Source organism: Flavobacterium celericrescens (assembly GCF_011392075.1).
In the GTDB taxonomy this organism is placed as follows: Bacteria; Bacteroidota; Bacteroidia; order Flavobacteriales; family Flavobacteriaceae; genus Flavobacterium; species Flavobacterium celericrescens.
The window spans coordinates 181,862-195,638 of sequence record NZ_JAAJBV010000003.1 but is presented as its reverse complement, the minus strand read 5'-3'; the positions used below and the strand labels follow the sequence as shown (position 1 = coordinate 195,638).

18 protein-coding genes and 1 tRNA gene are annotated in these 13,777 nt (G+C 29.3%); 11 read left to right on the top strand and 8 right to left on the bottom strand.

Going from position 1 to position 13,777, the window contains the following annotated elements; all coding sequences use genetic code 11:
- Positions 1-9 precede the first annotated feature (9 nt).
- A tRNA-Arg gene (locus G4L40_RS05740) sits at positions 10-83 on the bottom strand.
- Positions 84-155: 72 nt separating this feature from the next.
- Between G4L40_RS05740 and G4L40_RS05735 the strand changes: the two genes are divergently transcribed.
- Positions 156-668 carry an adenine phosphoribosyltransferase gene (locus tag G4L40_RS05735; protein WP_166236214.1) on the top strand — a complete coding sequence of 171 codons (513 nt, stop codon included), beginning with the start codon at positions 156-158 and terminating at the stop codon, positions 666-668.
- Here the strand turns inward: G4L40_RS05735 and G4L40_RS05730 are convergent.
- The 4 genes from G4L40_RS05730 to G4L40_RS05715 form a co-directional block, all read right to left on the bottom strand.
- Positions 665-805 (bottom strand): SsrA-binding protein, encoded by a 141-nt coding sequence (locus tag G4L40_RS05730; protein WP_166236213.1) that lies wholly within the window; start codon positions 803-805, stop codon positions 665-667. The two genes, G4L40_RS05735 and G4L40_RS05730, sit on opposite strands and share 4 nt — an antisense overlap.
- 61 nt (positions 806-866) lie before the next feature.
- A complete protein-coding gene (locus G4L40_RS05725) occupies positions 867-2,969 on the bottom strand; it encodes a M56 family metallopeptidase (protein ID WP_166236211.1) in 2,103 nt (700 codons plus the stop codon).
- 1 nt (position 2,970) lies between these two features.
- Positions 2,971-3,330: a BlaI/MecI/CopY family transcriptional regulator gene (locus G4L40_RS05720; RefSeq protein ID WP_166236209.1), complete on the bottom strand. Its 360-nt coding sequence runs from the start codon at positions 3,328-3,330 to the stop codon at positions 2,971-2,973.
- Between the two features lie 84 nt (positions 3,331-3,414).
- Positions 3,415-4,641, bottom strand: coding sequence for an MDR family MFS transporter (locus G4L40_RS05715; protein WP_166236208.1), 1,227 nt, complete (start codon positions 4,639-4,641; stop codon positions 3,415-3,417).
- Between the two features lie 84 nt (positions 4,642-4,725).
- Between G4L40_RS05715 and G4L40_RS05710 the strand changes: the two genes are divergently transcribed.
- From G4L40_RS05710 to G4L40_RS05700, 3 genes are read left to right on the top strand one after another with little or no spacing between them, the layout of a single operon-like run.
- The gene (locus G4L40_RS05710) at positions 4,726-5,316 is read left to right on the top strand and encodes a DUF1684 domain-containing protein (RefSeq protein ID WP_166236206.1); all 591 of its coding nucleotides are present in this window, start codon (positions 4,726-4,728) and stop codon (positions 5,314-5,316) included.
- Complete coding sequence (locus tag G4L40_RS05705) at positions 5,309-5,956, top strand: TatD family hydrolase (protein WP_166236204.1); 648 nt, start codon at positions 5,309-5,311, stop codon at positions 5,954-5,956. The genes G4L40_RS05710 and G4L40_RS05705 overlap by 8 nt, the downstream gene beginning before the upstream one ends.
- Before the next feature lie 33 nt (positions 5,957-5,989).
- The gene (locus G4L40_RS05700) at positions 5,990-6,715 is read left to right on the top strand and encodes a tRNA threonylcarbamoyladenosine dehydratase (protein ID WP_166236203.1); all 726 of its coding nucleotides are present in this window, start codon (positions 5,990-5,992) and stop codon (positions 6,713-6,715) included.
- A 3-nt stretch (positions 6,716-6,718) separates the two neighbouring features.
- Here the strand turns inward: G4L40_RS05700 and G4L40_RS05695 are convergent, their stop codons facing one another.
- Positions 6,719-7,744 carry a GyrI-like domain-containing protein gene (locus G4L40_RS05695; RefSeq protein WP_166236202.1) on the bottom strand — a complete coding sequence of 342 codons (1,026 nt, stop codon included), beginning with the start codon at positions 7,742-7,744 and terminating at the stop codon, positions 6,719-6,721.
- 297 nt (positions 7,745-8,041) lie between these two features.
- On the opposite strand from G4L40_RS05695, the gene G4L40_RS05685 reads away from it, so the two are divergent.
- Entirely contained in the window at positions 8,042-8,425 is a 384-nt protein-coding gene (locus tag G4L40_RS05685; protein ID WP_166236200.1) for a pyrophosphohydrolase domain-containing protein, read from the top strand.
- Positions 8,426-8,507: 82 nt separating this feature from the next.
- Here G4L40_RS05685 and G4L40_RS05680 read toward each other — a convergent pair whose 3' ends face one another.
- Positions 8,508-9,575, bottom strand: coding sequence for a branched-chain amino acid aminotransferase (locus tag G4L40_RS05680; RefSeq protein WP_166236199.1), 1,068 nt, complete (start codon positions 9,573-9,575; stop codon positions 8,508-8,510).
- Positions 9,576-9,828: 253 nt separating this feature from the next.
- Between G4L40_RS05680 and G4L40_RS05675 the strand changes: the two genes are divergently transcribed.
- The 4 genes from G4L40_RS05675 (at position 9,829) to G4L40_RS05660 (ending at position 11,840) form a co-directional block, all read left to right on the top strand.
- Complete coding sequence (locus G4L40_RS05675; protein ID WP_166236197.1) at positions 9,829-10,320, top strand: DUF4920 domain-containing protein; 492 nt, start codon at positions 9,829-9,831, stop codon at positions 10,318-10,320.
- A complete protein-coding gene (locus G4L40_RS05670; protein ID WP_166236195.1) occupies positions 10,320-10,784 on the top strand; it encodes a hypothetical protein in 465 nt (154 codons plus the stop codon). The genes G4L40_RS05675 and G4L40_RS05670 overlap by 1 nt, the downstream gene beginning before the upstream one ends.
- 63 nt (positions 10,785-10,847) lie before the next feature.
- Positions 10,848-11,513: a tRNA (5-methylaminomethyl-2-thiouridine)(34)-methyltransferase MnmD gene (mnmD, locus tag G4L40_RS05665; protein WP_166236193.1), complete on the top strand. Its 666-nt coding sequence runs from the start codon at positions 10,848-10,850 to the stop codon at positions 11,511-11,513.
- Positions 11,514-11,645: 132 nt separating this feature from the next.
- Complete coding sequence (locus G4L40_RS05660) at positions 11,646-11,840, top strand: hypothetical protein (RefSeq protein WP_166236192.1); 195 nt, start codon at positions 11,646-11,648, stop codon at positions 11,838-11,840.
- Between the two features lie 32 nt (positions 11,841-11,872).
- Here the strand turns inward: G4L40_RS05660 and G4L40_RS05655 are convergent, their stop codons facing one another.
- Positions 11,873-12,814 carry a LysR substrate-binding domain-containing protein gene (locus G4L40_RS05655; RefSeq protein WP_166236190.1) on the bottom strand — a complete coding sequence of 314 codons (942 nt, stop codon included), beginning with the start codon at positions 12,812-12,814 and terminating at the stop codon, positions 11,873-11,875.
- Between the two features lie 98 nt (positions 12,815-12,912).
- Between G4L40_RS05655 and G4L40_RS05650 the strand changes: the two genes are divergently transcribed.
- Both G4L40_RS05650 and G4L40_RS05645 read left to right on the top strand, forming a co-directional pair.
- Entirely contained in the window at positions 12,913-13,392 is a 480-nt protein-coding gene (locus tag G4L40_RS05650; protein WP_166236189.1) for a Dps family protein, read from the top strand.
- Between the two features lie 78 nt (positions 13,393-13,470).
- Positions 13,471-13,761: a hypothetical protein gene (locus G4L40_RS05645; protein WP_166236188.1), complete on the top strand. Its 291-nt coding sequence runs from the start codon at positions 13,471-13,473 to the stop codon at positions 13,759-13,761.
- Positions 13,762-13,777: the final 16 nt, after the last annotated feature.

The window sequence follows — 13,777 nt, the reverse complement described above, 5'->3', positions numbered from 1 at the left end:
TAATTTTAGTGACCTCGACTGGATTCAAACCAGTAACCTTCTGAGCCGTAATCAGATGCGCTATTCAGTTGCGCCACGAGGCCGTTTTTTTGTGAGTGCAAATATAGTTATAATTGTGTAAATTGCAAGTCTAAATAAGAAAAAATATATAAAAAATGAACATTGAAAACTATATCCGTGATATTCAGGATTTTCCAAAGCCAGGAATTGGTTTCAAAGATATAACGCCATTATTGATTAATCCAGAAGCAACAAATGAGTGTTTGGAATTGTTAATCAGTACATTACAAGATAAAAAAATTACAAAAGTTGTAGGAGTAGAGAGTAGAGGTTTCTTTTTTGGAATCTTATTGGCACAAAAATTAAATGCGGGTTTTATTCCCGTAAGAAAACCAAAAAAATTGCCTTTTGAGACGATAAGTGCATCTTATGCTTTAGAATATGGAACCGATACACTAGAAATGCATATTGATGCCATTCAAAAAGGAGATAGAGTTTTAGTTCACGATGATGTTTTAGCCACAGGAGGAACTGCAAAAGCAGTATGTGACTTGGTTGAGCAATTAGGAGGAGAAATCGTGCAAATGAATTTCTTAATGGAATTATCGTTTTTAAACGGAAGAGAAAAATTAGGAAATAAGGAAATTTTTGCAGCAATAAAATATTAGTCTAACGATTTTACAGTTACCCAATATCGATACGCAATTATAGCTTTTTGCCATTTTTTTGCTTTGATAGGATCTAAACCTTGTTTGGTAAAACTGGGTAAAAGAGCTTTGTTAAGTTTGGCAAGTAATTTATACATGGTTAAATTTTTGGCAAATATAAGAAAATAAAAAATCCCGATTCAATCGGGATTTTTTTGGTTATTTGGTTTTGACTTCAATCTTTTTTATGACAATGATATTATTTTCATTTGTTTCTTTTTCAGTTACTTTTAAGTAATAAATTTTATCATGATTCATTGTTAAGAAATCTTCTGCATTGTTAAGTTTTTTCCCATTAACAAAAATGTCTAATTTTCCATTTTCAATTTTAACACTTGGTTCGCCTGGAATTTTAAGTCTGTTTCCTCCATAAATTACAGATTGATTACCATTTTCAGTTTCAATTATTTTAGTGCTTTTATTTCGATCCATTTCTGCTTTAGCCTTTTGCATTTCCGCCTTCGCTTTTTCCATCTCAGCTTTAGCTTTTTCCATTTCCGCTTTACTCATTTCCATTTCCTTTTCAACTTCTTTCCATGAGCCTCCTTGAATTGTTTTGATATTTCGTTTTTGAATTTCAATTGATTTTTTGCCGTTATTGTTGTTAACGTTTACCGATTCAATTTCTTCTCTTTCAACTTTGTCTAATTCTTCTTTTGTCGCTTTTTTACCATTAATATAGATTTCGGTATCTTCTGAAATTCCATTTGAATTTTTAGTAACAATTCTTATTTCTTTTTTGATGTCACCTTTTTTAACATCTACTGATTTGATAATTTCAGCATCTATTTTGTCCATTTCTTCTTTAGAAATTATTTTGTCATCAAGATAAATAATAGTTTTAATTTCATCTGAAATAGTTGAATTTCCTTTGAAAACCATTATTTTTTTTCCGGTTTTATCATTTTCATCCATCTCTATGGCACCGTCTAATTCCACGATTTTATCTTTCATTTCTTCTTTCGAATATTCTTTTCCATTGATGATATAAATAGATTCACCATTGTCTGATTTTTTAATTTCGATAGTTTGAGTTTCATCATTTGCTTTCATTTTGGCAAAAACTGTTGATATGTTATTTCTATCGAAACCCATATTCCCTTTTCCGTTTTCATTTATTTCTTTGAAAAAGCGAATTGGTTCAATCGCTTCATCACCCTTAATCGAAATTCTTCCTGATGTTTTATCTCTATCTTCAAATTTAGCTTCTAAAGCAATGATTTCGTTTTTAGAATTTCGTTTGATTTTAGAAATTTTAAGGTCGATACCAAATTCTTTTTTCAATAATTCTGTTTCTTCTTTTATTTGGGCATCGGTTGTATTTTTATCAATAACAAATTCAATAATTTGATTTGCTTCTGATTTTGAAATTACTACTTCCTTCACTTGTGCAATGGTTTCAATTTGGAATAATAACATGAAACCAACTAATAGCGGAAGAATGGTAGCATACTTCCAAACATTTCTTTTGTGGGATTGATTTGTGTGTAACATAACGATTCGTTTTTTGATTAATGATTGATAAAATTGATTAGTGATACTTAAGTCGTGTTGATGAGTCACTACTTTTAATAAGGTCTTTTGATATTCGTATTTATTTTCGATTTGTTGAAAAGTTTTACTATCGGCAATAAATTCAAGGTTTTGTATCATAGTTTTTCGGTACAACCAAATAATTGGGTTTACCCAAAAGAAGGCACAAAATAGTTTTGAAAGTAATACATCAATGGAATGTTTTTGCTTTACATGAATGCTTTCGTGCGTTAAAATATGTTGGAATTCTTCTTCAGAAAATCGATTTGGATTAATCACAATGTAATGAAAGAACGAAAATGGATTTTCGAATGTATTGGTTTGAACTAGAGTATATTCTGATTCTTTTTGTTTGTTGACTTTGTTGACTTTGCTAAAAAAGGAAACTAATTCAATTCCGATTTTTACTAATATTAAAATCGAAATTACAGCATATATCGAAGTCAATATTAAAGACCAATCTACTGGATTTTCTTGTGCAGGAATTTCAATTGAGCTGTATGTAATTGGAATCGCTTCTTCATAGGATTCAGGAATAGGTGTTGGTTCTACCCAAATGATTTTCGTAAAAGTAATCAAAGGTAAAGTCAAAGACAAAATCAAACCACTAATTAAATACCAACGATTGGAAGTAAAAAAGGTTTCTTTACGAAGGAATGCAACGTACATCAAATAAAATAAAATGATGAGTCCGTTTGCTTTTAAGAAATAAATCAGCAGATTTTCCATACTATTTCTTTTTTTCTATTAAGGCTAAAATCTCACGAAGTTCATCTGCCGAAATCTTTTCTTCTTCAGCAAAATAGGATACTAAATTTTTGTACGAACTATTGAAATAGTTATCAATAGCTGTATTCATAAATGTTTTTCGGTAATCTTCTATCTTAACAATAGGGAAATACTGATGTGTTTTTCCGTAGGCATTATAACCAACATAACCTTTCTCTTCTAGGTTACGAACAATAGTTGAAAGTGTGTTGTAATGCGGTTTATCTTCAGTGATTTCTTCCATGATGTCTTTTACAAAAGCTTTTTTTAGCTTCCATAAAATATGCATGATTTCTTCTTCTTTGTTGGTTAGTTTTTGCATGACTTATCGTTTTGATAAATCAAATTTAAACTATTTTTTTAGTTAAACAACTATTTTTATAGTTATTTAACTAAATTTTTAGTTTTAAAGATTTCTAGGTGGCTCTTTTTGAACTAAATTAATTACCCAAATGCCTAACAAAACACTTACAATTCCAAGTGTTCCCATAAACACCCAATTTGCTTGATATCCATATTTATCAATAATCTCCATTCCAGTTTTAGCACTTAATATGTGTGCTAAACTATATGTCATTGTAAAAATTGCCATATATCTACCTTCATGTCCTTTTCTGGCTCTACTCATAGCAAATGAATTTGAGAATGGAAAGGCAAACATTTCAGCAAATGTCATAAAAAGCATCATTATAATTAAAATGCCAACCCAATTATTAATTAGTAATAAGAAAATACTTATTGTCATCAATAATCCTCCAAAATTTATAGCTTTTAGTTTATTAATTTTATTTCTTTCAATATAACTCACCAATGGCATTTCTATAAAGAAAACAAGTATGCCATTAAAAGTCAATAGTAATCCTGTTTGAAATTCAGTTAAATTAAATTGTTCTTTATGATACAAAGGAATAGTTGTAAATAATTGAAAGAACATAATACCAGAAATCAAACAGATTAATAGGAAAATCCAAAAAGGAGCATCTTTAAATACAGAATATGTTAATACTTCTCCTGGGTGCTCTTTATCAGTGTATGCTGATTTTTTCTTCTCTTTAACTTTTAACCAAAAAATGAGAATTGCTAAAATACACGTTGCTCCATCTACCCAAAACAATCCTTTGTAACCTACGCTCATAATTAATAAACCACCAAGTGCTGGTCCAGCAGCGAAACCTAGATTAATAGCCAACCGGACTAATGTTAAGGCTCGAGTTCTATTTTCGGGTTTGGCATATGCACCTAAAGATACAAACATAGCTGGTCTGAACATATCTGCAATGACCATAATGATAAAAATAGCGATTAATAAACCATGATAGCTAGTGATTTTTTGTAATATAAAGAATCCAATTCCACTGGTTAATAAGCTAAAAATCATTATTTTATAAAAACCAATTTTGTCAGAAAGTTTGCCTCCCAACCACGAACCTAACATTGAACCTAAACCAAAACTTACCATTATCCAACCCACTTGACTATACGAAAAATGCAAATCTTCTTTCAAGTATTTCGACAAGAAAGGAAGTACCATAGTACCGGCACGATTGATGAAAGTTATAAGTGTAAGTATCCAAATTTCGCGAGAAAACCCTCTGAAATTATTAATATATTTTTGAAAAGCGCGTTCTAACATATCTAAAGTTGAATTGCAAATTTACGAAACCCAGCACGATTAAAATGTTATAGAAATTATATATTTTTGTAAAAAATACTTCCGATGAAAAAAATCATTCTTTTGCTTTTTTGTTCTGCTTTTGCTTTTGCTCAAAAAGATTTAGCTTTAGCTGAAAAATTTCAATCAGAATTAAATAAAAGTTATGCTGATTCATTAAAAAGTCCTTTAACAAAAGAAGATTTAAAGCAATTCAAAGGTTTAGATTTTTATCCAATAAATCAAAAGTACATTGTTGAAGCTGTTTTTATACGAACAAAAAGAGAAAAATCGTTCAAAATGAAAACTACAACCAGTAGAACTCCAATGTATAAAAAGTATGGGGAGTTACATTTTTCAATTGATGGCAAAGAATTGAAATTGAATGTGTATCAAAATCTAGATTTGAAGAAAAAGCCTGGTTATGAAGATTATTTGTTTCTACCATTTTCTGATTTAACTTGTGGAAATGAAAGCTACATTGGAGGAAGATATATTGATATGCGAATCCCAAAATCAGGCAAAGTAACTATTGATTTTAATCAGGCCTATAATCCATATTGTGCTTATAATTATGAATATTCGTGTCCGATTGTGCCTTTGGAAAACGATTTGGATATTGAAATTAATGCTGGTGTAAAAAAATTCCATGACTAAATTCATTAATTTACATACACACCAATTTTTGAATTTTTCGGATGTAATTGAAGTCGTAAATCAATATCCGTGGGAATTTGATGCGTCTATTCCAAACTATTCTATAGGAATTCATCCTTGGTATATTGATGAAAATCGGTTAGAAAAAGATTTGGAGAGCATAACAGAAAAATTACAATTGCCAGAATGTTTAGCACTTGGCGAATGCGGTTTAGATAAACGAATTGAAATTCCATTAGAATTACAAATTTTGGTTTTTAAGAAACAATTAGAAATTGTAAAGCAAATGAATAAACCTATTGTTTTGCATTGTGTTGCAGCTTATGATGAAGTGATTGCTATTAAGAAAGAGTTAAAAATTACAAACCCAATGATTATTCATGGTTTTTCAAAAAACGAACAAGTGGCAAAATCACTTTTGAAAAATGATTTTTATCTTTCGTTTGGAAAATACTTGCTTCGTAATCCTGATTTAGAAAAAGTGTTTAAATTTGCACCAGAAAATCAAATTTTATTAGAAACGGATACGATTGAAGAATCCATTTATCAAGTGTATGAAAAAGCAGCTGCGATAAAAGGAATTTCAGTAGATAAAATGAAAGCTATCGTTTTTACTAATTTCTCAAGGATTTTCAGTTAAACAATTAATCAATTTAACGATTCAACACTATTTATGGCAAAGTGGAAAGAAAGAGCAGTATTATTATTTAAAGAAGAAGGAATTCAAAAACTTGAAAATGCTAATGTTTTAGTTGTTGGATTAGGTGGTGTAGGAAGTTTCGCTGCCGAATTTTTAGCTCGTGCTGGTGTTGGAAAGATGACTATTGTTGATGGTGATGTTGTTGATATTACTAATATTAATCGTCAATTGCCTGCGTTGCATAGTACTGTTGGTGAGCCAAAAGTAAAAATTGTTGGTGATAGATTGATGGATATTAATCCAGAATTAAAATTAACACGTATAGAAGAGTTTTTATCACCAGAACGCGCTTTTGAACTGGTTTCTCCTGAGTTTGATTATGTTTTAGATTGTATTGATAGTGTGACTCCAAAAATCAATTTAATTGTGGCTTGTAAACGTAAAAAAGTAAAAGTCATTAGCAACATGGGAGCAGGGGGCAAGTTTGAAGCCGAAAAAGTTCAAGTTCGAGATATTAGCAAAACAGAATACTGTCCGTTAGCAAAAAATGTACGCAAACGTTTAAAAATGGAAGGAATTTCTAAGGGTGTTAAAGTTGTATATTCATACGAACGTCCAGATTATTCAAGTGTTAAAACAACTGATGGAACCAATTTTAAGAAGTCATTTTATGGTACAAATAGTTGGATGCCAGCGCTTTTTGGTTTGCATGCAGCTGAAACGGTTGTAAAACATTTAATCGGAAAAGAAAAGAAATAGTAATTATTGAACAGGATTTGTAGTTGTGCTTTCGCTTTGTGGAGCAACTTCTTCAGTTGATTCTGGTTTTGCAACTTTTGGTCGATACACTTTTTTCTTTACAGGAATATAAATTTCGGTTATCCATTTAGAAGGTTTACGCTCTTTGGGTAAGCTTGTTTTATATATTCTAATATATTTTCCAGATAAATCCTCAATTAATTTTTTGTTTTTGATATATTTTAGTGTTTTGTCCCAAGCTTCTTTACTATGCGAATAATCACCAACTAATGTTGTTTTAACAGCTAAAAATTCATCAAAATGTCCTCCTGAGATTTCACTGCCTTCAGTGGTTAAAATTTCCTCTTCAACAGGAACACACATTGAAAAAATTAGTTGATTACTTGTTGTGTTCGGATTATTGTAAATAATAAAAGGTAGTCCAGTAATTTTAATGTCATTTGTTTCAACAAAATTCATCATATTTTGAAGCATTTTCTTAGAAACTTTTTGAAAACTACCAATTTTACAACTATCAATTTGTTGGATATAATTTGTAGCATGTTTAGTAACTAAACCTTGGACTTTAATGTTATAAGTTGTTAATTCTTTTACTAGATAATTATCAATATTATTTAATCCAGTTTCTAAATCATCACCTATTACGTTATCAATTCCACCTTCAAGTACACTAAGCATTTTTAATTTAAAATCTAATTTTCCACTCAGATGCCAAGTTACTAATGTTCCTTTTTTTGTTTTTTGAAATTTAAATAATGATTTATTTTCTTCTTTATTTATTGTAATATTTTGTGATAATGAATCGTTCGATGTTGCTTTATGATTTTTAAAAATGGCTTCTGATTTTTCCCATGGACTCCAATCTGCTAAAGCAGTACTATCTGCAACAAAATTTAATACAATGTCTTCAGAAACTTTGATTTCTTTTGAGCGAGTTATTTTATAATCGCTAGGTTGTGTAGCAACAAAAACAACAAAAGCCACTCCGAAAAGCAATAATAAAAGAAAAATGTATTTAAGAATTCTCATTAAGGCAAGGGTTTGAAATTCAAATGTAAGAAAATTAATCTTTCATTAAAAATTTGATTAAGAAGAGTATACCTATAAAAATTAAAAAACCAATAAATATCCAATAGGTTCCTTTATAAAAAGGTTTTAATGCTCTTAAATCTTTACGATAAACAATAATCATAGTAGTAATAAAAGCGATCACAAAAAATATAGCAAAATAGATTTGGCCTGTTGAAAACATATTAAAAATTTTCACAAAAATAATGATTAATTAGTTTTAATTTTTTTATTTTTCGTAAAATTAATTTGACAATTATGCAAAAACAATTAAACGCTGTAAAATTATTTCACGAAACCTATGGATTAGGTGTAAGTACTGAAATGAAAGCCGATTTAGGTAAACTTAAAAATGAGCTTCGTTTTAATTTAATGAAAGAAGAAAATGAAGAATATCTTGAAGCTGTAGAAAATAATGATATTGTAGAAATAGCTGATGCCTTAGGTGATATGTTATATATTTTATGCGGAACTATTTTAGAACATGGTCTGCAACATAAAATTGAGGAAGTTTTTGATGAAATTCAGCGTTCCAATATGAGTAAACTAGGTGAGGATGGAAAGCCTATTTATCGCGAAGACGGAAAAGTAATGAAGGGGCCAAATTATTTTAAACCCGACTTTGAAGAAATTTTAAAATAAGAAAAAAGGCGATTTCCACTCGAAAATCGCCTTTTTTTATTTTAATTTTGAACACTGAACACTGAACACTGAACACTGAATACTATATTTTAACTGTCCAGCCAAAAGTATCTTCGGCTAATTTGTATTGAATATTAGTAAGTTTTTCTTTGATTTCTAATGCCATTGAGTTTTCAATTTTTGGTAATTCATAATAAGTATCTTTATATGAAAAACCTACAATTGGATTGATAACTGCAGCAGTTCCAGCACCAAAAATTTCTTTTAATGAACCGTCTTTTGCAGCAGCAATTAATTCGTCTACTAAAACTGAACGCACTTCAACATTGATATTTTCTCTTTTGGCTAATTCTATTACACTTTTACGTGTTACTCCATCTAAAATACGCTCACTTGTTGGTGCAGTAAATAAAGTGTCATTAATTCTAAAGAAAACATTCATTGTTCCCGCTTCTTCTAACTTCGTATGTGTTGCATCGTCAGTCCAAATAATTTGCTGGAATCCTTTTTCGTTTGCTAATTTTGTTGGATAAAATTGTGCTGAATAATTTCCAGCAGCTTTTGCAGCGCCAATTCCTCCATTTGCAGCTCTACTGAAATGTTCAGCAATAATTACTTTAACTTCACCTGAATAATAAGCACGAGCTGGCGATAAAATAATCATAAATCTATATTCAGACGAAGGTGCAGCAATAACACCGTGTCCGGTTGCAATCATAAAAGGTCTAATATATAAAGTGTTTCCTTTTCCTTTTTTTACCCAATTCTTTTCAATTTCTAAAAGCTTGTGTAAACCGCCCATAAAAACATCTTCTGGAACTTCTGGCATTGCCATTCTTGAGGCACTTTTATTAAAACGGTGAAAATTTTCATCAGGTCTAAACAACCAAACGTCATCATGAGTATCTTTATACGCTTTCATTCCTTCAAAAATAGCTTGTCCATAATGGAAAACTTTTGCAGAAGGGTCAATCATGAAGGGTTCATAGGGCTTAATAACAGGTTTTTGCCACGCTCCATTTTCAAAATCACAAACTAACATGTGGTCGGTAAAAACGTTTCCAAATGTTAGATTTTCAAAATCTACTTGATTAATTTTTGAAGTTGAAGCCGAAATAATATCAATTTCGCTTAAAGTTTTTAATTCCATTGTGGTTAAACTGTTACAAGTTATGAATTTAGATTATCAGCAAAAAAAAGACTGATTTTTTTATATTCTTTGCAAATCTATTAAAAAAAAGAAGTTTTATTTTTATATAATTAAAAAAATTATCAACAACAAGAGAAATGATATGTTGTTAAAAAACAGGTAATAATTTTATAAAGAACCAATAATTCTTTTAATTTATGCGGTGTAAAAGTAAAAAAATATAGTTAATTTTGTGGAATAAATCCTTATAAAAATGAAAAAAATACTTACTCTATTTACAATAGCAGCATTATTTGCTAGTTGTGAACAAAAAAAAGAAGTTGCCCCTGAAGTTGCAAAAGTTGAATATGCAAAATTTGGAGATTCAATTTCGGCAGATGGAGCTTTATCGAATGATGAAATGATGAAAAAATTTGCGACTTTGAAAGAAGGCGATACACTTGAAGTAAAATTCAAATCTGAGATTAATGAAGTTTGCCAGAAAAAAGGTTGTTGGATGACTTTAGATTTAGCAGATGATAAAGAAGCTTTTGTAAAATTCAAAGATTATGGTTTTTTTGTTCCTAAAAATGCACAAGAAAAAGAAGTTGTTGTAAACGGTAAAGCTTTTGTAAGTATTGAAAGTGTTGATGTTTTGAAACATTATGCTAAAGATGCAGGAAAATCTCAAGCGGCTATTGATAGTATTACTGAACCAAAAGTAACGTATTCATTTATGGCTGATGGTGTTTTAATCGCTAAATAATGAAAAAAATACTGATTATAGTTTTCGGATTATTGTTTTTTTCTTGCGAGAAGAAAGATAGTGATCAATCTGTAAAGAATGCCGACAAAGAAGCATGTACTACTAATTCAAAAACAAATAAAGATGGTTTTGAAATGTATGAGATGTCTGAAATGGCTGCTCTTATGGAACAAATGTATGTTGATAATCAACGTTTAAAAGAACGAATTGTTAAAGGTGATACGATAGGAAAGTTTCCGCAGCATTTTATTAAAATTCATAAAGCTGTAATGACTGATGAAACTGATAAAGATGCTTTTTTTAACGAACAAGCAGCCAAATTTATCAAAGCACAAGAATTAATTTATGAAGATCCAAAAAATGCTAAAGAACATTTTAATAATGGAATCGATGCTTGTATCCAATGCCACGAAGTAAAATGTGGTGGTCCAATTCCGAAGATTAAAAAATTGTATATAAAATAACATATTATTGACATTAATTAAGGTTTGAGTTTTCTTAAGCCTTTTTTTATGTTACCAAATCTAATGAAAAGAGAAATTATAATTACTGATGACGGTTCTACCACTATTCGAATTCCTGAATGGGATGAAAATTACCATTCTACACACGGGGCAATTCAAGAGACGAAACATGTTTTTATCAAAAACGGATTGGATTTATTTCATAATCAGGATTCGATTTCAATTTTAGAGATTGGTTTTGGAACGGGTTTAAATGCTTTTATTACTTTTTTAGAAACTTTAAATAAAGAAAAAGTAAATTACGTTGGAGTAGAAGCCTATCCAATTTCAGCGGACGAAGTGCTTCAAATGAATTATGTTTCTGAATTGCAAGCAACAGATTTTAAACCAATTTTTGAAACAATGCACAATTGCAGTTGGGAAATTGTAAATCAACTGAAAACCAACTTTTATTTGACAAAAAGAAAGCAGTTCTTTCAAGATATTGAAGACAAAAACAACTATGATTTAATTTATTTTGATGCTTTCGGATTTCCATTACAACCTGAATTATGGAGTGAAGTTATTTTTAAAAAGATGTATGATGCACTTTTACCAAATGGTGTTTTAGTAACTTATGCCTGTAGAACACCAATTAAAAACGCAATGTTAGCAGCTGGATTTTCAATAGAAAAACTACCTGGAGCTCCAGGAAAACGTGAAATGTTACGAGCGACAAAAAGGCTGTAATTTTTCTTGTTAATTAAAAAATTAGCAAAAAATTAGCATTTTTTTTACAAACTATATCGTTTTCGTAAATGATTTTTATTTATCTTTACATCAAGTTCTTATCACTAGTCTAACCAATAAACTAGAATTAATATGCCCCGAGCAATGTTTTCTTATACCAAATCTATTTTGGAAAGAGTAAGTTTTGATGCAAAATTATTTTGTAAGGAATTAGAAAAAGCAGTTAGAAATCTGCTTCCATATGAAATTGAGCAGCTAAGAGAGTGGCTTTTACAGTTTACAGAAGAAAAGCCAGAATTAAGACAATGTTTAATCTATATCAACTAAAATAAAAGTCCCGTTAAATGCGGGACTTTTTTTTATTTTTTTTGTTTAGGACTAATGATTTCAACATCACTAAAAGCAATTGCACCTCTAACAACTCCAGATATTACATCGCGCAAAGCATTAATAATATGAATTTTTAATTCATTTTTTGGATAGATTAGACTTACTTCTCTAGCAGGTTTTGGGTCTTTAAAAGGCCTAAGTTTTAATTTATTTTTTTCATTCAAATCTAATGTGTGTAAATAAGGTAATAAAGTGGTTCCTAAACCTTCGTCGGCCAATTTTATTAGAGTTTCAAAACTACCACTTTCTAATTGAAAATGGTTGTCTGCAATATATTTATTGTTTTTGCATAAATTCAAAATTCCATTTCTAAAACAATGCCCATCTTGTAGCAATAGAATAGTATCTAAATCAATGTCCTCAATAGTTATTTCTTTTTTATCAAAGCTGCTGTGATTTTCTGGGATATATGCTACAAATGGTTCATAATACAATACAATTTCTTTTAGATTTTCTTCTTCCAAAGGTGTTGCAGCAATGGCGCAATCTAAATGACCATTTTTTAGTTTTTTTATAATTTCTTCGGTGGTTTGTTCTTCAATTATTAAATTAACTTTCGGATATTTTTTAATAAAATTATTTAAAAACATAGGTAATAATGTAGGCATCACTGTTGGAATAATTCCAACTTTAAATTCACCGCCAATATATCCTTTTTGTTGATCAACAATATCTTTGATTCTACCAGCTTCATTAACTATGTTTTTTGCTTGATTTACTATTTTTTCACCTACTTCAGTTAGTAAAATTGGTTTCTTACTTCGGTCAAAAATTAATATATCTAATTCATCTTCTAATTTTTGAATTTGCATACTCAAAGTAGGTTGTGTTACAAAGCACTTTTCTGCTGCTAACGTAAAATTTTTATATTCCGCTACTGCTAAAACATAATATAATTGGGTAATTGTCATAGTATTGATTATTTTGATGCAAATATAAAAACTATCAATTAAATTTATATGTTTTGGGTTTTATATTTTGTAAATTTAAAATAGAAAAAATAAACAAGATGAAAACAAATAGTATAGGCTTACCAATAAAAGAATCTGAAGAATTAGTAAATGAATTAAATATATTGTTGTCTAATTTTCAGGTTTATTATCAAAATTTAAGAGGATTACATTGGAATATTCGAGGAAAACGTTTTTTTGATTTGCATTTAAAATTTGAAGAATTATACAACGATAGTCAACTTAAAATCGATTTAATTGCCGAACGTGTTTTAACATTAGGAGGGACACCATTACATACTTTTTCTGATTATATTTCAAATAGTAAATTAAAAGTTGGAAAAAATATTTCTAAAGATGTTGAAGCTATTGAGTTAATTTTAGAATCATTGCAAATTTTGCTACAATTAGAAAGAATTATTTTAGCAAAAGCTAGTGATATCAATGATGAAGGAACAAATTCTATGATGAGCGATTTTATTGCTGAACAAGAAAAAACGAATTGGATGCTCAAAGCATGGATGGAAGAAGAAATTTAATACGAAAAATCATCTTAAAGGTAGTTTTTTTATAAAAAAATTAAGAAAGATATAAAATCAAACCACTATTTTTGCCCTATGAAAATTTTAGTAAACATAGTTGCTTTCTTGTTTATTACTTTTTTATCAACGCCTACTATCATTAGTATGATTGATAAAGATGTGGATACTTCGTACTTTTATAATATGTGCGAAGAAGAAGAAAACCATGTTCCTTTTAATGAAATAAAATCATTGCCTTCTGCTGATTTTTCATTTACTAATTTTTCAAGTGATAATTTATTTACTTTAAATGTATCGATTGAGCATGATTTGAGTTTTGATAATTTAGCTCATCAAATATTCTCACCACCACCCGAACTTATATAATACGTCTTATTTTAAG